The organism is Shewanella sp. NKUCC01_JLK, from assembly GCF_019345615.1.
GTDB lineage: Bacteria > Pseudomonadota > Gammaproteobacteria > Enterobacterales > Shewanellaceae > Shewanella > Shewanella oncorhynchi.
The window spans coordinates 43461-64606 of sequence record NZ_JAHKRD010000011.1 but is presented as its reverse complement, the minus strand read 5'-3'; the positions used below and the strand labels follow the sequence as shown (position 1 = coordinate 64606).

Genomic DNA, 21146 nt, shown 5'->3' with positions numbered 1-21146 from the left:
CGCACTTTTATTTAAGTCTACCGAGGCAATTGCTATTTTCCGTTAGCAATTATCGGCTATGGCTCGTAAACTAAAATTATCTTGCGATGGTTAACCAACCTCGTACCTTGCTTTCTTATTCGCTATTGGGAGTGCTATTTGTCCAGTAAATTAACTACCATGAATCTGTATATCGAACCCGCAGAAACACGCCGTTTGGCTTCACTGTGCGGTCCATTCGATGACAATATCAAGCAGATAGAACGTCGCGTTGGCGTTGAAATCGTCCGTAAGAACAATCATTTCCAGATCACCGGACTGCCACGCAATTGTTTAAGCGCCAACAACTTACTCAAAGAACTCTACATCGAGACCCAAACGGTGAAAGGCAGCACGCCCGATCTTGAGCCTGAGCAAGTCCATATCGCCATTCAAGCGGCCATTGCCCTAGAGCAAGCAGACGCTAACGACGACAGCGGTATTAATATCAAAACCCGCCGCGGTGTCATTAAGCCACGCAATCCGAATCAAAGCTTATATGTGGCCAATATTACGCGTCACGATATTACCTTCGGTATTGGTCCTGCAGGAACGGGCAAAACCTACCTTGCCGTAGCAGCGGCAGTAGATGCGTTAGAGCGCCAAGAAGTGCGCCGCATTCTGCTGACTCGCCCTGCAGTGGAAGCGGGTGAAAAACTCGGTTTCTTACCCGGTGACTTAAGTCAAAAGGTAGACCCCTATTTGCGTCCGCTCTACGATGCCCTGTTCGAAATGCTTGGCTTTGAAAAAGTGGAACGCCTCATCGAGAAAAATGTAATAGAAGTGGCACCGCTTGCCTATATGCGCGGTCGTACCTTGAACGATGCCTTTATTATTCTCGATGAAAGCCAAAACACCACAATCGAGCAGATGAAGATGTTCCTTACCCGTATCGGTTTCAATTCCCGTGCGGTGATCACAGGCGACATCACTCAAACCGACTTACCTAAACATCAAAAGTCAGGACTACGTCACGCGATTGAAGTGTTAAGCCAAGTCGAAGAAATCAGCTTTAACTTTTTTGTCTCCCAAGATGTAGTGCGCCATCCTGTGGTTGCCCGTATCGTTGAAGCCTATGAAGCCTTCGAGTTAAAAGAGCAAACCTTAAAAGCCAAAAAAGAAAGCCAGTACCAAAAGCAACAGCAGGAAGCCGCAACACATGAGTCTTGAGTTAGCCTTAGATATTCAACATGCCAGCACCAGTGAGTGGCTACCAACGGACGAACAATTCGCCCTTTGGGCCACTACCGCAATTGGCAATAGCATGGATGAAGCTGAATTAACCATACGTATCGTCGATAGCCGCGAGAGCCAAATGCTCAACAATACCTATCGCGGTAAAGACAAACCGACCAATGTACTGTCATTTCCCTTTGAAGCACCACCAGAAATTGAACTTCCTTTACTCGGAGATCTTGTCATTTGCGCGGCAGTCGTTGAAAATGAAGCCCGTGAACAACAAAAACCACTAGAAGCGCACTGGGCACACATGGTTGTACATGGTTGCTTGCATCTGCTAGGGTATGATCACATCGACGATGAAGAAGCTGAAGAGATGGAGTCATTAGAGACTCAACTCATTGAAAGCTTAGGTTTTACTGACCCATATAAGGAACAATAATTAGCTAAGATAATCCCTATCAAAAGCTAATGAGAAAACTATGAGTGACGATATCCCCCCTAGTACGAACGCCCACAAGAAAGGTTGGTTTGATAGAGTAAGTCAGCTATTTCAGGGCGAACCTCAAAATCGCGAAGATCTAGTCGATGTGATTGATGGTGCCGAGCAGCGCGATTTGATCACCCAAGATACCCGCGAGATGATAAAAGGTGTATTAGACGTTTCTGATATGCGTGTTCGGGATATCATGATCCCAAGAGCTCAAATTGTCGCCCTCCAGATAGACAACTCGGTCGAAGAGTTACTTGCGACTGTTATTGGTTCAGGTCACTCGCGCTTCCCCGTCGTTAACGAAGATAAAGACCATATCGAAGGCATATTGCTTGCCAAAGATTTGATCCCTTACGGTTTCTCCAACAGTGATGAGCCCTTCTCACTGGATCGCGTGATCCGTCCCGCCGTGGTTGTGCCCGAAAGCAAACGCGTCGATGTTCTGCTAAAAGAATTCCGCTCTCAACGCTACCATATGGCGATTGTGGTTGATGAGTACGGCGGCGTATCGGGACTCGTGACTATCGAAGATATTCTTGAAGAAATTGTCGGCGAGATTGAAGACGAATTCGACCACGATAGCACTGAAGAAACCGAGATCCGCAAAGTCGGTAACACGGTTTATATGGTTAAAGCTTTGACGCCAATCGAAGATTTCAACGAAGAATTCAACACTGAATTCAGCGATGAAGAGTTTGATACCGTCGGTGGCTTAGTCTCACACGCCTTTGGCCATCTGCCAGAACGTAACGAGAGCATCATCATTGAAGGCATAGAATTTAAAGTCATCAATGCTGACACTAGGCGTTTAATCCAACTCAGAGTTAAACTCCCCGATCCTAATACTGGCGAAGACGTAGAATAATCACTCGTGCTAAAAAAAATCCGGGCTTTTGCCCAACAACAGTCCCAACCTAGTGCTGTGAGACTCGTACTGGCATTTGCCCTTGGCGCCAGTACGGCGCTTTCATTTGCGCCCTATTCCATTTGGATAATCTATCCGTTTGCCATGGCGATTACCCTCTGGCACAGCCGAACGCTGAGCGCTAAGGCAAGCTTTTACTATTGGTTAAGCTTTGGATTTGGCTGTTTTGCCGTAGGGATCAGCTGGGTTCACGTGAGCATGGATACCTTTGGTGGTATGCCGCTCATTGCCTCCGTTGGGTTAATGGCCTTGTTAGCCTTGTATTTAGCCTTGTATCCAGCGCTAACTGGTTTAGCGCTGGTTTGGTTAACTAAAACGCTGAGCCATGATGGTGAAACTCGATTTGGTCTTTGGCGTAATCTCGCCCTATTCCCCGCGTTATGGACCTTGACCGAATGGGCTCGTGGCTGGGTAATGACAGGCTTCCCTTGGTTATGGGCGGGTTACTCGCAAACTCAAGGGCCGCTAAAACCCCTTGCCAGCATCATAGGCACACTGGGAATAAGTTTTGTATTGGCCATGCTCGCTGGTGCATTAGCCCTTTGTTTTACTAAGCGTTATAAGAGTTTACTGCTTTTACTGCCGCTCAGTATTCTGGCCGTTTGGGCTGCGCCTAAACTTTGGGAGATTCATCCTACGGGTGAAAATGTTAAAGTGGCACTGGTACAAGGCAATATTCCCCAAAGCATGAAGTGGGAACCCGATGCCCTGTGGCCGACGCTGTTAAAATACATGGATTTATCCCGCGAACATCTGGATGCCGATATCATTATTTGGCCAGAAGCAGCAATTCCAGCGCCAGAATCTATGGTGCAGGACTTTTTAGATAACGCCAATAAAGTCGCCAATCTAAACCATACCTCAATTATCACAGGCATTATTAGCCATCAAAACAATGAGTTCTATAATTCATTGATTGTGCTTGGTAATCATAATCAGAAACAACAAGCTGGCCCAGACTATGAGGGCGATGGTAGCAATCAATTTAAGAAACACCATCTGTTGCCAATTGGCGAGTTTGTCCCCTTTGAAGCGCTGCTGCGCCCGATAGCACCTTTCTTTAATTTGCCCATGTCGTCCTTTACGCGAGGCGAATATCAACAGCCTAACCTCAGCGCACTAGGCCATAAAATCGCGCCAGCAATTTGTTATGAAATAGCCTTTCCGGAACAGTTGCGCGACAACGTTAATCAAGGGACAGATATACTATTAACTGTCTCTAACGATGCATGGTTTGGTAGCTCAAATGGGCCATTACAGCATATGGAAATCGCTCAAATGCGCGCGGTTGAATTGGGTCGGCCTCTATTACGCGCAACCAACAATGGCGTGACAGCCATAGTCGATGAGCATGGCAATATCACAGCGTCATTGCCACAGTTTGAAATAGGCGTGCTAAGTGCAACCATTCCATTAGTCACAGGACAAACTTGGTTTGCAAAATTAGGCCAAATGCCCCTACTGATACTCTGTGGTTTAATCGTTCTACTCGGTCTTGCCCGACGTTTTAAAGCGCAATAGGATTTAGGCCATGCATTACCAAGTCAATAAACAAGATGTGGCAGGTTTTACCTTAATTGAACTTGTCGTTGTGATTATTGTGCTTGGGATCTTGGCTGTGATCGCCGCGCCTAAATTTATCGGCTTAAGTAAAGAAGCGCGGGTACAAACCTTAAGCCAAGTACAGGCCAGCGTTAAAACAGCCAATATGCTAGCTTACTCAAAAACCCAAATGCCTAGCCTACTGAGCCAAGCGGTAGCTGGGCGCGATGATATTATTGATATCGACCTCAATGGTGATGGCACTCCAGATACACGATTAAAATGGGGTTACCTCGATAATACTGATGTGGAAAAATGGATCACCTCAGATGATAAACTTATCATTCAATATCAAGGCATTGATATCACTTATATAGGCTACGATCTTAACAACAATTCCTTAGTGAATGATGACCAATGCTATTTCCGCTACACCCAAGCCAGCGATGCCAACACTGCGCCGCAATATGATATCAACACCCAAGGTTGTTAGGCTGACACTCAGTTAACCTGTGTTATCCCGCAATTGTCTGCGAATACATTAGGCTGATTGCGCGTTCCACGTTAAGGTGAACGATTAGACGTGGCCTTATACCAATCACAGTGACTGTGTCTGCATAGCCAATAGATTGGTACCATTACCTCGTTCCTTAACCAAGGTACACAGTCAAGGCAACTCTATGGCACAGCTTCGCGTGCGCTACCAAACCCACGAATTTGGGGATCTCGACATTCATGTCAGAACCCTAAGAAATAACCAAGAATTTGAAGACATAGATGGCGAAGCTGAAAAGCTCGGTATTTCCTCCGCAACTTGGCCATTATTTGGCATAGTTTGGCCGTCTAGCCAAGTGCTATCCCATCATATGGCCGATTATCAAATTGATAATAAACGCATTCTTGAAGTTGGCTGCGGTATAGGGCTGGCAAGTCTAGTGCTAAACCACAGACATGCCGACATCACAGCAACCGACTATCACCCCGAGTCAGAGAATTTCCTTAAGCAAAATGTCGATTTAAATCATGGTCGTGCGATTCCGTTTGTTCGAACAGGATGGGCAGATGCACAAACTAATTTAGGTTTATTTGATCTCATTATCGGCAGCGATCTCTTGTACGAACAAGAACATGCCGATCTCTTATCACAATTTATTGAGCAGCATGCTAAACCAATTTGTGATGTAGTCTTAGTCGATCCAGGCCGTGGTAATCATGCAAAATTCAGTAAACGTATGGTGACCTTAGGTTACGAACACTCACAACATAAACCCATTCACACTGAATTTTTATTAGCGCCCTTTGGCGGTCAAATCCTCAACTACTCTCGTACCAACAGTTGATACAGCCTAATTAATGCAAATATGAGCAATTTAGGTCTAATAGAACTCAAAAAAAACGACGCTGAGGCGTCGTTTTAGCTGCATAACATCACCACCTTGATTAAGGCGTTAGCGGCTCGCGGGTAAATTCTTCATGATCACACTCTGGACAATCTGGGATGGGACTTGGAAATTCAATACTCATTTCATTGCCACAGTTAGTGCACACCATGATGCCCTGATTCACAATATCACCACTCTTGTAGTAGCCTTGGTGCTTAAAATCTTGCGTTAACTCATGCCATTCGACTTGGCTGCGGTCGGTGATTTCACTGAGCCAATGCCAAAGCGTATTCTCTAAAGTAATCACGGTTGGGCTATGACTCAAACTATCCGCGTTCTGCTCACGGAGAAAACTCGTAATATCACGCTTTAAGAATTGTTCGACTAAAGCGAGTTCATCTTCCCCTGCCTGTTCTTTAAGACGTAAATACTCCTTACCTTGAGTGACAGAGTTGAATAAGTTCTTTACAGTCATAGTGTTATCTTCTGCAAATTGAGATTTCACTTCGGTAATTAAGGCTTGATACAGTCCTAGTAACGCGTTACTTCTATCATTCATAACCAATACTCCTTCATACGAACCTTTTTAATGCATCGCTTCTAGTTTATTCTATGCAGATCTTACTCGCGCTGATATGGCGTTAGATCCAATAATAGGCGGCACTGCCGGAAATAGAGTGATGCAAGAGCAATATAATCCCTCAGAAATTGAAGCCTTAGTGCAAAAGCACTGGCATGACAACAAAACCTTCGAAGTCACTGAAGACGCAAACAAAGAAAAGTTTTATTGCCTTTCGATGTTTCCGTACCCTTCTGGCAGACTCCACATGGGACACGTACGCAACTATACCATAGGTGACGTAGTTGCACGCTTTCAACGTCTTCAAGGCAAAAACGTGCTCCAGCCTATTGGTTGGGACTCCTTTGGTTTGCCCGCAGAAAATGCCGCGATTAACAACAAGACTGCGCCTGCGCCATGGACCTATGAAAACATAGAATACATGAAGAACCAGCTGAAATTGCTGGGTTTTGGTTACGATTGGAGCCGTGAAATCGCCACTTGTACCCCTGAATATTATCGCTGGGAACAATGGTTCTTCACTAAGTTGTACGAGAAAGGCCTAGTCTATAAAAAGACAGCTTCAGTCAACTGGTGTCCAAACGATGAAACCGTACTGGCGAACGAGCAAGTTCAAGACGGTTGCTGCTGGCGCTGTGATACCCCTGTGGAACAAAAAGAAATTCCACAGTGGTTTATTAAGATCACTGCCTATGCAGAAGAATTGTTAAACGATATCGATACCTTAGATGGCTGGCCTGAACAGGTTAAGACCATGCAGCGCAACTGGATTGGTCGCAGCGAAGGTGTAGAAATGACCTTCGGCGTCGCAGGTCACGATAAAAGCTTCGATATCTATACCACGCGTCCAGATACCTTAATGGGCGTGACCTATGTGGCGATTGCCGCAGGTCATCCATTAGCTGAAATCGCCGCGCAAACCAATACTGAGCTTGCCGCCTTTATCGATGAGTGCAAAAACAGCACGACATCTGAAGCTGAACTCGCGACCATGGAAAAACGCGGAGTGGCCACAGGGCTTTTCGCCATTCATCCTATCACTGGTAAGCAAGTCCCGATTTGGGCTGCTAACTTTGTGTTGATGAACTATGGCACAGGTGCCGTAATGTCAGTTCCAGGGCACGACCAACGTGACTTTGAATTTGCAAAAAAATACGGTCTAGCAATTGAGGCTGTGATCAAGCCTGTTGATAGCGAAGTGGACATTAGCGAAGCCGCTTATACCGAAAAAGGTGTACTATTTAACTCGGGTGAGTTCGACGGTTTAGACTTTGAAGCAGGCTTTAATGCCATCGCTAACAAGTTAGTCGCCGAAGGTAAAGGCAAGCGCCAAGTCAACTATCGCCTGCGCGATTGGGGTGTTTCACGTCAGCGTTACTGGGGCGCACCTATTCCTATGGTGACCTTAGCCGACGGCACTGTGATCCCAACGCCAGCGGATCAACTGCCAGTATTGCTGCCAGAAGATGTCGTGATGGACGGTATTCAAAGCCCAATCAAGGCCGATAAAGAATGGGCGAAAACCCAAGTCAACGGTCAAGATGCGCTGCGCGAAACCGATACCTTCGATACCTTTATGGAATCCTCTTGGTATTACGCCCGTTACTGCAGCCCGCATGCAGACGAAATGTTAGATCCCGCTAAAGCCAACTACTGGCTACCTGTGGATCAATACATTGGCGGTATCGAACACGCTTGTATGCATTTGTTATATTTCCGCTTCTTCCACAAGTTGCTGCGTGATGCAGGTCTGGTTAACTCTAACGAGCCAGCCAAACAACTGCTGACCCAAGGCATGGTGTTGGCCGATGCTTTCTACTACATCAACGAAAAAGGCGCCCGTGTATGGGTTTCTCCTTTAGATGTAGCAACCACAGAAAAAGACGACAAGGGCCGTATTACTAAGGCTATCGACAAAGACGGCAACGAGCTGGTTTATACCGGCATGTGCAAGATGTCTAAGTCGAAAAACAATGGTATCGATCCTCAAGTCATGGTCGAAAAATACGGCGCAGATACGGTTCGCCTATTTATGATGTTCGCCTCACCACCAGAATTAACTCTGGAATGGCAAGAGTCTGGCGTTGAAGGCGCACACCGCTTCATTAAACGTCTGTGGAAGCTTGCAAACGAGCATGTGAACCAAGATAACAGCGAAGCCTTAGATGTCAGCAAGTTAACTGCCGATCAAAAAGCGCTGCGCCGTGAAGTCCACAAGACGATCGCGAAAGTGACCGACGATATCGGCCGCCGTCAGATGTTCAACACTGCGGTTGCCGCCGTGATGGAACTGATGAACCATCTGCAAAAAGCACCACAAACCACAGGCCAAGACAACGCCATTATCGGCGAAGCCTTATCCGCCATAGTACGTTTGCTGTACCCTATCATTCCGCATGTGAGCTTTAACCTGTGGAACGAGTTAGGTAATGCAAGCAACATCGAAGACAGCCAATGGCCAATCGTTGATGAAGCTGCGCTAGTTGAAGACAGCAAGCTCATCGTTGTGCAAGTCAACGGTAAAGTTCGCGCAAAAATCACAGTAGCTGCCGACGCTGATAAAGAATCAGTAGAAGCCTTAGGCATGAGTGATGAACACGTGATCAAATACCTAGACGGCCTAACAGTACGTAAAGTGATCTATGTGCCGGGCAAACTGCTCAGCATAGTGGCCAATTAACGGCTGCTAATAACTCGCTATACTCAAAGCCAATGAAGTTGCAGCATAGCTGCAACTTCAAGCCTGTAGGGTATACCACGAATAGGAAACCGCGAAATCTATGCTAATCAAACGCATATGCTTCGCAATCATGGCACTAGTCATTATGACCAGCGCTGGTTGCGGTTTTAAGCTTCAACGCAGTTATCAGATCCCTGATGCCCTCAATCATTTGAGTTTGAGCAGTGTGGATGAATACAGTGAACTCACTCGTTTGGTGCGTGAACGCCTGCGCTTGAACAATATCCAAGTTGTCGACGCCGCAGATAATGTTCCAGTATTAAGATTAATCACCGACTCCCTTGAACGCTCGACCTTATCTTTGTACCCCACAGGTAACGTCGCCGAGTATGAGCTGATTTATTTAGTCGAATTTGCTGTGGCATTGCCGGGCAAGGAAGCGCAGCCTTTCAAGGTTGAAATTCGCCGCGACTACTTAGACGATCCACGTACCGCATTGGCAAAGAGCCGTGAAATGGAATTGCTGACGAAGGAAATGCGTATCCAAGCTGCCGATCGTATTCTGCAAGCAATGGCCAGTACTGAGGTGAATTAATGCGGGGCTATCATTAAATGAGAGTCTATCCAGACCAACTCTCCCGCCACCTTAACCAGTTATTTCCTTGTTATCTGATTTTTGGGGATGATCCTTGGTTGATTGAAACCACCAAAGATCAGATCCGCCAATTCGCCAAGCGTCAGGGATTCGATGAAAAAGTCCAACTCATTCAAGAGACGGGCTTTAATTGGAACGATCTGACTCAGGAATGGCAGGCCATGAGCCTGTTTTCCAGTAAACGCTTGATTGAGCTAACCCTTCCCCAAGCTAAGCCCGGTGCCGAAGGCTCAAGCACACTGCAAGCACTATTGCAGACGCCCAATCCCGATATGCTGTTGATTATCGAAGGGCCAAAGCTCGCCACAGAGCAAACCAACAGTAAATGGTTTAAGACCTTAGATGCCCATGGCATGTATCTGCCCTGCGCTACGCCAGAGGGCGAGCAGTTTATGCGCTGGCTCGATGGCCGCATCAAGCACTTTAAGCTCAATCTGCAGCCTGATGCCCGTGCTATGCTGCATTCTCTGTATGAAGGGAATTTACTGGCCGCCGATCAAGCCATGCAATTGCTGCAACTCCTGAGCCCAGCAAACCCCGTCAGTGCCGACGAACTGGGCCACTATTTTGAAGATCAGTCGCGCTTCACCGTATTCCAACTCACGGATGCATTGCTGAATAATAAACAGGATAGCGCGCAGCACATGCTAGCCCAGCTCAATGGCGAAGGCACTGCCTTACCTATCCTGCTGTGGGCCTTGTTTAAAGAACTCGGTTTGTTATTCAATTTGAAATGCGAGCAAGCCCAAGGCGTTGCGCTCAGTGCACTCTGGGGTAAACATCGAATTTGGGATAAACGTAAACCACTGTATCAAGCGGCGCTGCAACGACTCAGCCTTGAACAACTCGAACATATGCTCGCCCTCGCCTCGAAACTTGAGCTCAACTTAAAGCAACAGGGGAAAGAGGATTGGACTGGTCTGAGCCACCTGTGTCTGTTATTTGATCCTAGAGCCCATCGGCACCTAGCACATATAGCCATAGACTAATCATTGATTAACCAAAGAGTTGATATGCGTATTGGTATTTTAGGCGGCACCTTTGACCCGATACACTATGGTCATATCCGTCCTGCAATTGAAGTGAAGCAAGCATTAGCCTTGGATAAAATCCTGCTGATGCCGAACCATATTCCGCCCCATAAACAGCAGCCGAACTTAACCACAACACAGCGCCTCAAAATGGTAGCTGATGTCTGTCAGCAACTCGACGGATTTGCACTGTGCGACATCGAAGCTAAACGCGACACGCCTTCCTACACAGTTGTGACGCTTGAGCAACTGAAAGCCTTACATCCGGAAGACGAGCTGTTTTTTATCATGGGGATGGACTCTTTCCTCCAATTAAAAAGCTGGTATGAGTGGCAACGCCTATTCGACTTTGCCCATCTCGTTGTCTGCCAGCGCCCGGGTTGGCAGCTCGATGCAGAACATCCTATGCAGCAGGTATTGACGGCCCGCAGTCAAGCGCCCCAAGGGACAGACGAAGGTCGTACTAGCTGTGTCCATAAAAACTGTGGGCAGATTTTCCCTGTAGCGATTACACCACAGGATATTTCTTCAACTCAAATCCGTGAACAACTGGCAAAAGGCGAAATTCCCGCCGATTTACTCATGCCAGTCACGCTAGATTACATCAAAAATCAACGACTTTACTTACCTTAGCTCGAACCGTAAGCAGATATCGCCAACTCAACTGCCAATGACAATGTATTCCCAGCAGCAACACTGGTATACTACCGCGCTATTTAAAATTAATGAGGTACGCCAGCGTGCAGAGCGCGGAATTAAAACAGTTTGTTGTCGACAAGATCGACGACTTGAAAGCCAGAGACGTTGTTGTTCTGGATGTCAGCAAGCAATCTAACATCACTGACTACATGGTCATATGTTCAGGTACATCAAAGACTCACGTTAAAGCTATCGCCGAAAACCTTGTGGTTGAAGCGAAAAAAGCCGGTATTCCACCTTTAGGTGTTGAAGGCCGCGAAAGCAGCGAATGGGTTCTTGTGGACATGGGCGATGTGATCCTGCACGTTATGCAAGATCAAACCCGTGATTTCTACCAGCTTGAAAAGCTCTGGTCAGAAAAGCAAGACTGATGAAGTTACAGCTCATCGCAGTAGGAACACGGATGCCCGATTGGGTTACCCGTGGTTTCGAAGAATACCAGCGCCGTTTTCCCCGTGATATGGCGCTGGAGCTTATCGAAATACCCGCTGGAAAGCGGGGGAAAAATGCCGACATTGTCCGGATACTTCAAAAAGAAGGCGAACAAATGTTGGCGGCCATTCCCAAAGGCAATCATATTGTTAGCTTAGATCTCCCTGGCAAAAACTGGACGACCCCCGAGCTAGCAACCGCACTGACTAAATGGCAACTCGATGGTCGCGACGTCAGTTTACTGATTGGTGGACCTGAAGGATTAGCGCCAGCTTGCAAAGAAGCGGCAAACCAAAGTTGGTGTCTTTCGGCATTAACCTTACCTCACCCACTCGTACGGGTGGTGGTTGCCGAAAGTTTGTACCGCGCGTGGAGCGTGAACACGAATCACCCCTACCATAGAGAATAGCGGGATCTTGATGTTAACGAGTGTCAACCACCCGTCATGGGATCAGCCGGAGATAGCATAAGTGTCGCCAAAAAAGCGGATAACAATGCATGATCACGCCGCCGAGGCGTCTCTTTTTAAGCGCAGGGCGCTTTTCACTTTTTTTTGCGTTTTCGCTCTATTTAGCGTATTAGTCACCAACCTTTATCATTTACAGGTTGAATCCTATAAAGATTATGCAACTCGCTCAAATGATAATCGCATCCGTGTTGTTCCAATTGCCCCTAGTCGTGGTCTCATTTACGATCGCAACGGTATACTTTTAGCTGAAAATTTACCCTTTTATTCCCTCGATCTCGTGCCCGAAAAAATCAGTAACATGTCAGAGACCTTAGATGAACTCGGCAAGTTAATTGAGATCAGTGATGATGAGCGCGAAACCTTTACTGACGCCCTGAAATTTCATCGCCGTTTCAAACCGCTAACACTGAAAAACCAGCTCACCGAAGAGCAAGTGGCCATTTTTAGTGTTAACCAACACAGATTTCCGGGTATTTCAGTCGAAGCGGGTCTTAAACGTAACTATCCCTACGGCGCGCAAATCACCCATGTGCTGGGCTATGTAGGCAAAATTAACACCCGAGATCGCGCCCAACTTGAACGCAGCGATCTGTGGAAAAACTATGCGGCAACCAAAGACATTGGTAAGCAAGGCATTGAAAAATTTTATGAATCTTTGCTGCATGGCAAACCCGGACACTTAGAAGAAGAAGTGAACAACCGCGGCCGCGCCATTCGCACCTTAAAAATTGTGCCGCCAGAGCCGGGGCAAGATATTTACCTCACCTTAGATCTCAAGCTGCAACAAAAAGCGGTGGAACTACTCACAGGTCTGCGCGGTTCTATTGTTGCCATCGATCCCCGTGACGGTGGAGTATTAGCTATGGTATCGAGCCCAAGCTATGATCCAAACCAGTTTGTACAAGGCATTAATAGCAAAGATTACAGTGCGTTACTCAATGATAAATCCCGCCCTTTGATCAACCGTGCGACTCAAGGTCAATATGCACCTGCGTCTACCATCAAGCCTCACCTCGCACTGTTAGGCCTTGATGAGAAAGCCATTAGCGAGAGTACCCGAGTGTGGGATCCCGGTTTTTGGCAAATACCTGGTGTTGAACGTAAATACCGCGACTGGAAACGCTGGGGGCATGGCTGGGTCAACGTTTATAGCGCGATTGTAGAATCCTGCGATACCTTTTTCTATGAGTTAGCCTATAAGGTCGGTGTCGATCATATCGCCCGCTTTATGGAACAATTTGGCTTTGGCCAAAATACAGGGATTGATATCTTTGAAGAATCGGCTGGCAATATGCCATCCAAGGAATGGAAACGCTTAAAGTACAATCAAGCTTGGTATATAGGCGACACCATTTCCGTAGGTATTGGCCAAGGTTATTGGACGGCAACGCCATTACAACTCGCTAATGCCGTTGGGATTATGGCCAACAAAGGCCGCCGTCTCCCGCCACATCTGCTGAGATCCATTAAAGACAATACTGCCAAAATTGACTCACCGATTAATGAGTTACCGCCAATTGAACTTAAAAATCCCCGTAACTGGAACATCATCAACGAAGCTATGCGCCAAACTGCAAATAAGTCACGCTTTACCGATGCCACTTACACTGCCGCAATGAAAACCGGTACTGCACAGGTCATCGGCGTGGCGGAAAATACTAAATACGATGCCAGTAAAATTGCCGAACATTTCCGCGATAATGCCTTAGTTGTGGCCTATGCGCCCTTCGAGGATCCTAAAATAGTCCTCGCCGTCGTGATGGAAAACGCAGGTTGGGGCGGCGCAAATGCTGGCCCAGTCGCTCGAGCTATGCTCGATGAATATATGCTTAGAGATACTTGGAAACCCATACCATGAGTACCCATAGCCAATATCAAAACATCTGGCAACGCTTGCACATAGACTTGCCATTATTGCTCGGACTATTAGCTGTGATGGGCTTTGGCCTGTTTGTCATCTATTCTGCCAGCGGTGCAGATTTAGAGATGATGGAACGACAACTATTCCGTATGGTGTTGTCGCTAGGCATCATGTTTACCATGGCACAAATCAATCCTGAAGCGCTTAAACGTTGGGCATTACCCATTTATCTTGCGGGGGTTGTCTTGCTGCTTGGGGTACACTTTTTCGGTGAAATCAATAAAGGCGCGCAGCGCTGGTTGAACTTAGGCTTTATGGAGTTCCAACCCTCAGAGCTTATTAAACTCGCCTTCCCCATCACAATGGCTTGGTATATCAGTAAGTTCCCTCTTCCCCCCAAGAAACGTTACCTCGCTGGCGCAGGAGTGATTTTACTCGTACCAACCCTATTGATCGCTAAACAACCCGACTTAGGCACCTCAATTTTGGTGGCCGCATCGGGGATTTTTGTGCTGTTTTTATCGGGTATGAGCTGGATCATTGTTGGCAGTTTTATCGCGGCAGTACTCGCCTTCCTGCCTATCCTTTGGTATTTCTTGATGCACGATTACCAAAGAACACGGGTATTAACCCTGCTCGATCCTGAACAAGATCCCCTCGGCGCGGGTTATCACATTATCCAGTCGAAAATCGCCATCGGCTCAGGTGGGCTTTGGGGCAAAGGTTGGCTCGAAGGCACTCAATCACAGCTTGAGTTTATTCCCGAGCGCCATACCGATTTTATCTTTGCGGTGATAGGTGAAGAATTTGGCTTAATTGGCAGTATCTTACTGTTAATTATGTACCTTTACATCATAGGCCGTGGGTTAGTCATCGCCTCCCGCGCACAAACCAGTTTCGCTCGTCTACTGGCTGGCAGTATCACGCTGACGTTTTTCGTTTATGTTTTTGTGAATATTGGCATGGTTTCAGGTATCCTGCCCGTGGTAGGTGTACCACTGCCCCTTGTCAGTTATGGTGGAACCTCCATGCTGACATTGATGACAGGGTTTGGCATTCTTATGAGCATTCATACCCATAGACGTTTCGTAGATAGATAATTTTAGGGACTTTTTTATGCCTACTCTCCGAGCTTATTTGGCTCCACTCGGTTTACTGTGTTTAAGTTCATGCTTAGTCGCATGCACCACGGCAAATGAACCGACACCCGCGCAGGCACCCGCTTCAAGCACCCCAGTGGCTCCCGCAGTGGATAAAGTACTAGTACCCGCAACTCCCGCTGAGCTCAAAGAAGAGTTTATCCAAGCTCAAGTAAAACAAGGTTTTACTCGGACAGAAGTGCTCGCTTTTCTAGACAAAGCAAAATACAACCAAGGGGTTATCGATGCGATGACCCGTCCATGGGAAGCAAAACCTTGGCATGTGTATTACCCGATTTTTTTAACAGAAAAACGTCTTGATGCTGGGCTCGCTTTTTGGAAAAAACACGAGAAAACCATTGCTAAAGCGGCGGCTAAGTACCATGTCGACCCACAGATTATCGTTGCCATTATTGGGATTGAAACCTTCTACGGTCAGTTCACAGGTAATTACCCCGTAATTGATTCCCTCTATACCTTAGGTTTTCACTACCCGCCTCGCGCCACCTTTTTTCGCAAGGAATTTGGTGAGTTGATGAAATTAGTCAAAGAAGAACACTTAGATATCAATACCCTCAAAGGCTCCTATGCGGGTGCCATGGGTTATGGACAGTTTATTCCCTCAAGTTACCGCCATTACGCCGTCGATTTCGATAACAGTGGTAACCGCGATTTATTGCAAAGCCCAGAGGATGCAATTGGCAGTGTTGCCAATTATTTCCATGAACACGGTTGGCAAGCCAATGCACCAGTTGCTTTGCCGCTGGTCAATAGCAGCCAAACAGCGCCAAAAGCAAAAGTATGGGCAGGCGAAAAGCTCAATTATAAAGTCGCCAATATTCTAACGCCAACCTTGTCCTTGGCTGATGCGAGGGACTTGGATGTCTCGCAAAAAGCCTTACTCATTAAACTGGAACAAGCCGATCACGATGATTATTGGCTTGGCTTAAACAATTTTTATGTAATCACTCGCTATAATCGCAGTCCTTTGTATTCAATGGCCGTTTATCAATTTAGCCAACAATTAAAGGAACAGCATGCCGCTAAAAAATAATCTTTTACAGCTTGTCGCTTTGGTTGCGTGCTTCACACTTGTTGCGTGTTCTTCGAGCCCAAACCAAGCTAGCTCCAGCACAAACAAAAAAAATATGGACCCCAACAAGGGGCGCTATTCGCTAAAGAATGACAAGCTGCCACTCAATCCACCCAATGTGGATCATGTGCCAAATGCCACGCCTAAGTACGAGCCCTATAGTCGCCGCGGTAACAAGCCTTATACGGTTTACGGCGAGTCTTACACTGTGATGAACACAGGCCAAGGTTTTAGTGAAACGGGCCGTGCCTCATGGTACGGTGAAAAATTTCATGGCTATGAGACATCCAATGGCGAACCCTATGACATGTATTCCATGTCAGGTGCCCATAAAACGCTGCCACTGCCAAGTTATGCTCGGATCACTAACTTAGATAACAATAAGCAAGTGATCATTCGTATCAACGATCGCGGGCCATTCCACTCAGACCGTATTCTCGACGTCTCCTACGCCGCCGCCTATAAACTCGGCATGCTCGGCAAAGGAACCGCGCGGATCAAACTCGATGTGGTGTATGTCGGCAGTGTCGCGGCCACTAATTCGGCTATTGCCAGCGCGCAAGATACAGGTAATCATTACATTCAGTTAGTCGCATCGAAAGATAAAGCCAAACTCAATACCATGGCGAAAAATCTGGAGCGAAAATATCAGGTAAAGACCCGTGTACAAGCCGCAAACAATATGTTTAGACTACAGCTCGGCCCCATAGGCCAACCTGAATTAGCAGACAAACTGCTCAATAACGTCCAGCAAAATGGCTTTCCTGAGGGCTATATAGTCCATGAGTAATGACTGTTTGCTCGGACCAGAATTGATTTAAAAATAGATATGAAGGAACCTTCACTAAAACCCACAGTCAGAAAGTGGTACACTGTTGGAGATCTTCTCGAATCCTTTCCATTTAATACAACCAAAAGACGTGCCAAGTTAATGATGAATTTTGTAAAAAGTCCCATTAAAACATTGCTGCTAATTTCCAGTGTGTCTCTCCCCGTTTATGCTGCGCAGCCTATTATTACACCTGATGCACCAGCAGTGGCCGCCAAGGCTTTCGTCTTGATGGATTATAATTCGGGCCAGATTATCGCTGAGAGTAACGCTTATGAAAGCCTTAACCCAGCCAGCCTAACTAAAATGATGACCAGCTATGTCATAGGTCAAGAAATCAAAGCGGGCAATGTCTCGGTCGATGATGATGTGACTATCAGTAAAAATGCCTGGTCTAAAAACTTCTCTGACTCCTCGAAGATGTTCATTGAAGTCGGTACTACCGTTAAAGTCGGGGATTTAAACCGCGGTATCATCATCCAATCGGGTAACGATGCGTGTGTGGCTATGGCAGAGCATATCGCTGGCACCGAAGGCGCCTTCGTTGACATGATGAACTCATGGACAAAACAGCTGGGTATGCGTGATAGCTACTTCGAAAACTCCCATGGATTAGACTCAGAAAACCACAAAACAACTGCCTATGATATGGCATTGTTAGGTGCAGCCTTAATCCGCGACGTTCCAGAAGAATACCGCATCTATAGCGAAAAATTTTATACCTTCAACGGTATCAAACAATATAACCGTAATGGTTTGTTGTGGGATAACAGCATGAGCGTGGACGGTATCAAGACAGGCCACACCTCTGGTGCAGGTTATAACTTAGTGGCATCTGCAACCAAAGACGGCATGCGTTTGATTTCTGTGGTTCTGGGTACTCAAAGTGAATCAGCCCGTAAAGCTGAAAGTAAAAAGTTACTGACCTATGGCTTCCGTTTCTTTGAAACTGTCACGCCTTACAAAGCGGGTGATAGCTTCACAACCCAACAGATATGGTACGGTGACAAGAGCACAGTTGATTTAGGCGTCGCAACAGATACACCTATTACGATCAGCCGTGGCCGCGGTAAAGACTTGAAAGCAAACTTCGAGTTGACTAAGCCATTAGATGCACCGTTGAAAAAAGGTGAAACTGTAGGCCGTCTATTCTTCCAACTTGATGGTAAAGACATTGCCCAATTCCCACTGGTGACGTTGCAAGAAGTCAACGAAGGTAGCTGGTTTAGTAAATTAGTCGATTACTTTAAGCAGATGTTTTCTGGATGGTTTAGCTAAGCTAAGTCACATAAATAAAGCCACCTTAGGGTGGCTTTATTTTTTTGGGGAGTGCATCGCCCTTGAATCGGGTATAATCGCCACCATATATATCCCAATATAGCCGCTAAGAGTACTGAGTATGTTAGACACTAAATTTGATGAACTGATGGATTTCCCTTGCGCATTTCCTTTTAAGGTCGTCGGTGAAGCCCACGAAACGCTAACTGACAAAGTCGTGGCTGTGGTACAAAAACATGCACCGGGTGATTATTCACCTTCGACAAAAACGTCGAGCAAAGGTAGCTATCACTCCATTACTATCCGCGTGACAGTGACAAGCAAAGACCATATCGAAATTTTGTACACTGAACTTGCCGCCATCGAAGGTGTACGCCGCGTACTATAAATATTCCTCAAGGCCATGAAATGTGATCTGTCTTACATTTATGGTCAAGAGGCGTATAATAGCGCCACTCAATTCTAAGGGGAGAGGTTGCCCTTGCAAGACACGACTTTGCACATTCGGCATCTTGGAAAACAAGATTACGAATCAGTGTGGCATGCCATGCAGCACTACACTGACACGCGTAATAGTGAGAGCCCAGATGAGCTGTGGATAGTAGAACACCCACCCGTGTTTACCCAAGGCCAAGCTGGTAAAAGCGAGCATATTTTGAATGCTGGCGATATTCCTGTGATCCAAGTGGACCGTGGTGGCCAAGTCACTTACCACGGCCCTGGACAACTAGTGGTATACCCTCTTCTCGACATAAAACGTAGTAAAGTCGGCGTGCGTCAACTCGTTACTCATATAGAGCAAAGCATTGTCGATATGCTCGCCAAGTACGAAATTAACGCTTATGCCAAGGCCGATGCGCCGGGCGTATATGTGGATGAACGTAAAATTGCCTCCCTCGGATTACGCATCCGTAAAGGCTGTTCATTCCATGGATTAGCCCTTAATGTCGATATGGATTTAGCACCATTTCGCCGCATCAACCCTTGTGGTTATGCCGGTCTTGAAATGGTGCAATGCAAAGCACTTGGCGGACCACAAACCGTGATTGAAGCGGGCGAGCAACTTACTATTACTTTTAGCCAATTACTGGGCTATCAACACCTAGTTCATCATCAAGGATTAGCAGCGTCATGAATAGGCCTGAACGTTTACAACCCGGAGTAAAACTAAGAGATGCCGATAAAGTGTCTCGTATTCCGGTCAAAATCGTCCCATCAGAGCGCGACACTATGTTGCGTAAACCCGATTGGTTACGGGTTAAACTGCCGGCATCGAATCAACGCATTTTAGACATCAAGCAAGCGCTGCGTAAAAATGGCCTGCACTCTGTCTGTGAAGAAGCCTCTTGCCCTAACCTCGCTGAATGCTTCAACCACGGCACAGCAACCTTTATGATTTTGGGTGCGATTTGTACTCGTCGTTGCCCATTCTGCGACGTGGCCCATGGTCGTCCGCTTAAGCCTGATGCTGAAGAGCCAGTTAAATTGGCGCAAACTATCCGCGATATGAAGCTAAAATATGTGGTGATTACCTCTGTAGATCGTGACGATTTACGTGATGGTGGCGCCCAGCATTTTGCCGATTGTATCCGTGAGATCCGCAAACTAAATCCTGACATCAAGATCGAAACCTTAGTGCCTGATTTCCGTGGTCGTATCGATGCTGCCTTAGATATTTTATCGACTGAGCCGCCTGATGTGTTTAACCACAACTTAGAAACGGCGCCCATGCATTATCGTAAAGCGCGCCCAGGTGCGAATTACCAATGGTCGCTCGATCTGCTCAAACGCTTTAAAGAACGTCATCCCAATGTGCCGACTAAATCAGGCCTGATGATGGGATTGGGTGAGACCAACGAAGAAATCGCTCAAGTATTACGTGACTTGCGCGCCCACAACGTTGAAATGCTGACCTTAGGCCAATACCTACAGCCGTCTAAGTTCCACTTACCGGTTGAACGTTATGTGCCGCCAGCGGAATTTGATGAGCTTAAAGCCTTAGCCGATGAGTTAGGTTTTACCCATGCAGCCTGTGGCCCATTAGTGCGCTCAAGCTACCATGCGGACCTGCAAGCCCAAGGTAAAGAAGTGAAATAACCTTCTTGCTTAGATACAGAGCTTAGGTGATGTAGATTTCAAGGTTATTAAAATAGAAAAACAGCGCTTAGGCGCTGTTTTTTATTGGCTGTTTTTATGACTGTTATTTATGACTGTTGTTTATGAAGAGTGGTTCGTATAGCTGTCGTTATACGACATGAACGCTAATGCTCTGCTTATTCTTGGGTTATCGCTAAATCCATCAAGATAGCATCTTCTTTACCGCCCTCTATCGGGTAGTAACCTTTGCGACGTCCCGATTCAATAAAGCCAGCCTTTTGATATAAAGCACGGGCGCCGAGATTAGACTCTCGCACTTCTAACATAAGCACCACAGCGCCCGATACCTTGGCCGATATCATCACAGCCTTAAGTAATAACTTGCCGTAACCTTTGCCCTGCTGACTCGGTAATAGGCAAATATCCAATAAAGTCACTTCATCGATAATTTGCTGCACTATCGCAAACCCTAAGAGTCCTTCGACGTGATAAGTATCTGAATCCGAAACGACGTCAATATTTGCCTCAGTATTTACATCTACCTCTAAGTGAGCACTCAACTTTAAACCTAGGACACGGTACAAGTGACCAAAACAATCGGCAAGATTCCCCTCACTCATGGGATGGCTATGGGCCAAGGATTCAAGCTGCGCCATTTGGGGAACATCTTCAAGCGTGAGAGCCACAAGCTCAACAGGCAAACCTGCTGTCAATTGTGCTGCGAATGGTGTTGTGAATAGACTATCTACTGGTGGGATGTTCAA

General features: G+C 46.6%; 22 protein-coding genes. 20 read left to right on the top strand and 2 right to left on the bottom strand.

Annotated elements, in window-relative coordinates:
• The first annotated feature begins 138 nt into the window (after window positions 1-138).
• The 6 genes from KO537_RS13125 to KO537_RS13100 all read left to right on the top strand — a co-directional run bounded on the left by KO537_RS13125 (window position 139) and on the right by KO537_RS13100 (window position 5497).
• A complete protein-coding gene (locus tag KO537_RS13125) occupies window positions 139-1188 on the top strand; it encodes a PhoH family protein (RefSeq protein WP_173243248.1) in 1050 nt (349 codons plus the stop codon).
• Window positions 1178-1639: an rRNA maturation RNase YbeY gene (gene ybeY, locus KO537_RS13120; RefSeq protein WP_168822798.1), complete on the top strand. Its 462-nt coding sequence runs from the start codon at window positions 1178-1180 to the stop codon at window positions 1637-1639. The genes KO537_RS13125 and ybeY overlap by 11 nt, the downstream gene beginning before the upstream one ends.
• Window positions 1640-1679: 40 nt before the next feature.
• On the top strand, window positions 1680-2555 hold the full coding sequence (gene corC / locus KO537_RS13115) for a CNNM family magnesium/cobalt transport protein CorC (protein ID WP_006082742.1): 876 nt from the start codon (window positions 1680-1682) through the stop codon (window positions 2553-2555).
• 6 nt (window positions 2556-2561) lie between these two features.
• On the top strand, window positions 2562-4136 hold the full coding sequence (gene lnt, locus KO537_RS13110) for an apolipoprotein N-acyltransferase (protein WP_219234623.1): 1575 nt from the start codon (window positions 2562-2564) through the stop codon (window positions 4134-4136).
• Between the two features lie 10 nt (window positions 4137-4146).
• Entirely contained in the window at window positions 4147-4650 is a 504-nt protein-coding gene (locus KO537_RS13105; RefSeq protein ID WP_219234622.1) for a prepilin-type N-terminal cleavage/methylation domain-containing protein, read from the top strand.
• 187 nt (window positions 4651-4837) lie between these two features.
• The gene (locus tag KO537_RS13100) at window positions 4838-5497 is read left to right on the top strand and encodes a methyltransferase domain-containing protein (protein ID WP_173243240.1); all 660 of its coding nucleotides are present in this window, start codon (window positions 4838-4840) and stop codon (window positions 5495-5497) included.
• A 100-nt stretch (window positions 5498-5597) separates the two neighbouring features.
• Here the strand turns inward: KO537_RS13100 and KO537_RS13095 are convergent, their stop codons facing one another.
• Window positions 5598-6098, bottom strand: a complete 501-nt coding sequence (locus KO537_RS13095) for a zinc ribbon-containing protein (protein WP_028761474.1) — start codon at window positions 6096-6098, stop codon at window positions 5598-5600.
• 121 nt (window positions 6099-6219) lie between these two features.
• Here KO537_RS13095 and leuS point away from each other — a divergent pair, with 121 nt between their 5' ends.
• The 14 genes from leuS to lipA all read left to right on the top strand — a co-directional run bounded on the left by leuS (window position 6220) and on the right by lipA (window position 20382).
• On the top strand, window positions 6220-8799 hold the full coding sequence (gene leuS, locus KO537_RS13090; RefSeq protein ID WP_173248572.1) for a leucine--tRNA ligase: 2580 nt from the start codon (window positions 6220-6222) through the stop codon (window positions 8797-8799).
• 100 nt (window positions 8800-8899) lie between these two features.
• Entirely contained in the window at window positions 8900-9394 is a 495-nt protein-coding gene (lptE, locus tag KO537_RS13085) for an LPS assembly lipoprotein LptE (RefSeq protein ID WP_012089938.1), read from the top strand.
• Window positions 9395-9411: 17 nt separating this feature from the next.
• Window positions 9412-10443: a DNA polymerase III subunit delta gene (holA, locus tag KO537_RS13080; protein ID WP_173243234.1), complete on the top strand. Its 1032-nt coding sequence runs from the start codon at window positions 9412-9414 to the stop codon at window positions 10441-10443.
• 24 nt (window positions 10444-10467) lie between these two features.
• Window positions 10468-11118 (top strand): nicotinate-nucleotide adenylyltransferase, encoded by a 651-nt coding sequence (gene nadD / locus KO537_RS13075; protein WP_173243231.1) that lies wholly within the window; start codon window positions 10468-10470, stop codon window positions 11116-11118.
• A 107-nt stretch (window positions 11119-11225) separates the two neighbouring features.
• Window positions 11226-11555 carry a ribosome silencing factor gene (gene rsfS / locus KO537_RS13070; RefSeq protein WP_006082751.1) on the top strand — a complete coding sequence of 110 codons (330 nt, stop codon included), beginning with the start codon at window positions 11226-11228 and terminating at the stop codon, window positions 11553-11555.
• Complete coding sequence (rlmH, locus tag KO537_RS13065; protein ID WP_006082752.1) at window positions 11555-12025, top strand: 23S rRNA (pseudouridine(1915)-N(3))-methyltransferase RlmH; 471 nt, start codon at window positions 11555-11557, stop codon at window positions 12023-12025. Before rsfS ends, rlmH begins: the two co-directional genes overlap by 1 nt.
• A gap of 61 nt (window positions 12026-12086) precedes the next feature.
• The gene (gene mrdA / locus KO537_RS13060) at window positions 12087-13943 is read left to right on the top strand and encodes a penicillin-binding protein 2 (protein WP_168822786.1); all 1857 of its coding nucleotides are present in this window, start codon (window positions 12087-12089) and stop codon (window positions 13941-13943) included.
• Window positions 13940-15046 (top strand): rod shape-determining protein RodA, encoded by a 1107-nt coding sequence (gene rodA, locus KO537_RS13055; RefSeq protein ID WP_028761480.1) that lies wholly within the window; start codon window positions 13940-13942, stop codon window positions 15044-15046. Before mrdA ends, rodA begins: the two co-directional genes overlap by 4 nt.
• A gap of 16 nt (window positions 15047-15062) precedes the next feature.
• Window positions 15063-16139, top strand: a complete 1077-nt coding sequence (gene mltB / locus KO537_RS13050) for a lytic murein transglycosylase B (protein ID WP_219234621.1) — start codon at window positions 15063-15065, stop codon at window positions 16137-16139.
• Entirely contained in the window at window positions 16123-16968 is an 846-nt protein-coding gene (locus KO537_RS13045) for a septal ring lytic transglycosylase RlpA family protein (RefSeq protein ID WP_131523223.1), read from the top strand. Before mltB ends, KO537_RS13045 begins: the two co-directional genes overlap by 17 nt.
• Before the next feature lie 141 nt (window positions 16969-17109).
• Window positions 17110-18285: a serine hydrolase gene (locus KO537_RS13040; protein ID WP_028761483.1), complete on the top strand. Its 1176-nt coding sequence runs from the start codon at window positions 17110-17112 to the stop codon at window positions 18283-18285.
• A gap of 121 nt (window positions 18286-18406) precedes the next feature.
• Complete coding sequence (gene ybeD / locus KO537_RS13035; protein ID WP_006082758.1) at window positions 18407-18673, top strand: DUF493 family protein YbeD; 267 nt, start codon at window positions 18407-18409, stop codon at window positions 18671-18673.
• Window positions 18674-18766: 93 nt separating this feature from the next.
• A complete protein-coding gene (gene lipB / locus KO537_RS13030; protein ID WP_173243224.1) occupies window positions 18767-19420 on the top strand; it encodes a lipoyl(octanoyl) transferase LipB in 654 nt (217 codons plus the stop codon).
• Entirely contained in the window at window positions 19417-20382 is a 966-nt protein-coding gene (gene lipA, locus KO537_RS13025; protein WP_063883372.1) for a lipoyl synthase, read from the top strand. The genes lipB and lipA overlap by 4 nt, the downstream gene beginning before the upstream one ends.
• Window positions 20383-20558: 176 nt before the next feature.
• Here lipA and KO537_RS13020 read toward each other — a convergent pair whose 3' ends face one another.
• On the bottom strand, window positions 20559-21038 hold the full coding sequence (locus KO537_RS13020) for a GNAT family N-acetyltransferase (RefSeq protein WP_173248570.1): 480 nt from the start codon (window positions 21036-21038) through the stop codon (window positions 20559-20561).
• Window positions 21039-21146 lie beyond the last annotated feature (108 nt).

Coding starts and splice junctions, on each gene's coding strand:
- ybeY (WP_168822798.1), top strand. CDS start 1,178: ATGAGTCTTGAGTTAGCCTTAGATATTCAACATGCCAGCACCAGTGAG.
- lipA (WP_063883372.1), top strand. CDS start 19,417: ATGAATAGGCCTGAACGTTTACAACCCGGAGTAAAACTAAGAGATGCC.
- KO537_RS13105 (WP_219234622.1), top strand. CDS start 4,147: ATGCATTACCAAGTCAATAAACAAGATGTGGCAGGTTTTACCTTAATT.
- rodA (WP_028761480.1), top strand. CDS start 13,940: ATGAGTACCCATAGCCAATATCAAAACATCTGGCAACGCTTGCACATA.
- rlmH (WP_006082752.1), top strand. CDS start 11,555: ATGAAGTTACAGCTCATCGCAGTAGGAACACGGATGCCCGATTGGGTT.
- KO537_RS13095 (WP_028761474.1), bottom strand. CDS start 6,098: ATGAATGATAGAAGTAACGCGTTACTAGGACTGTATCAAGCCTTAATT.
- nadD (WP_173243231.1), top strand. CDS start 10,468: ATGCGTATTGGTATTTTAGGCGGCACCTTTGACCCGATACACTATGGT.
- leuS (WP_173248572.1), top strand. CDS start 6,220: ATGCAAGAGCAATATAATCCCTCAGAAATTGAAGCCTTAGTGCAAAAG.
- KO537_RS13020 (WP_173248570.1), bottom strand. CDS start 21,038: ATGGCGCAGCTTGAATCCTTGGCCCATAGCCATCCCATGAGTGAGGGG.
- KO537_RS13100 (WP_173243240.1), top strand. CDS start 4,838: ATGGCACAGCTTCGCGTGCGCTACCAAACCCACGAATTTGGGGATCTC.
- corC (WP_006082742.1), top strand. CDS start 1,680: ATGAGTGACGATATCCCCCCTAGTACGAACGCCCACAAGAAAGGTTGG.
- KO537_RS13040 (WP_028761483.1), top strand. CDS start 17,110: ATGATGAATTTTGTAAAAAGTCCCATTAAAACATTGCTGCTAATTTCC.
- ybeD (WP_006082758.1), top strand. CDS start 18,407: ATGTTAGACACTAAATTTGATGAACTGATGGATTTCCCTTGCGCATTT.
- lptE (WP_012089938.1), top strand. CDS start 8,900: ATGCTAATCAAACGCATATGCTTCGCAATCATGGCACTAGTCATTATG.
- KO537_RS13045 (WP_131523223.1), top strand. CDS start 16,123: ATGCCGCTAAAAAATAATCTTTTACAGCTTGTCGCTTTGGTTGCGTGC.
- mltB (WP_219234621.1), top strand. CDS start 15,063: ATGCCTACTCTCCGAGCTTATTTGGCTCCACTCGGTTTACTGTGTTTA.
- holA (WP_173243234.1), top strand. CDS start 9,412: ATGAGAGTCTATCCAGACCAACTCTCCCGCCACCTTAACCAGTTATTT.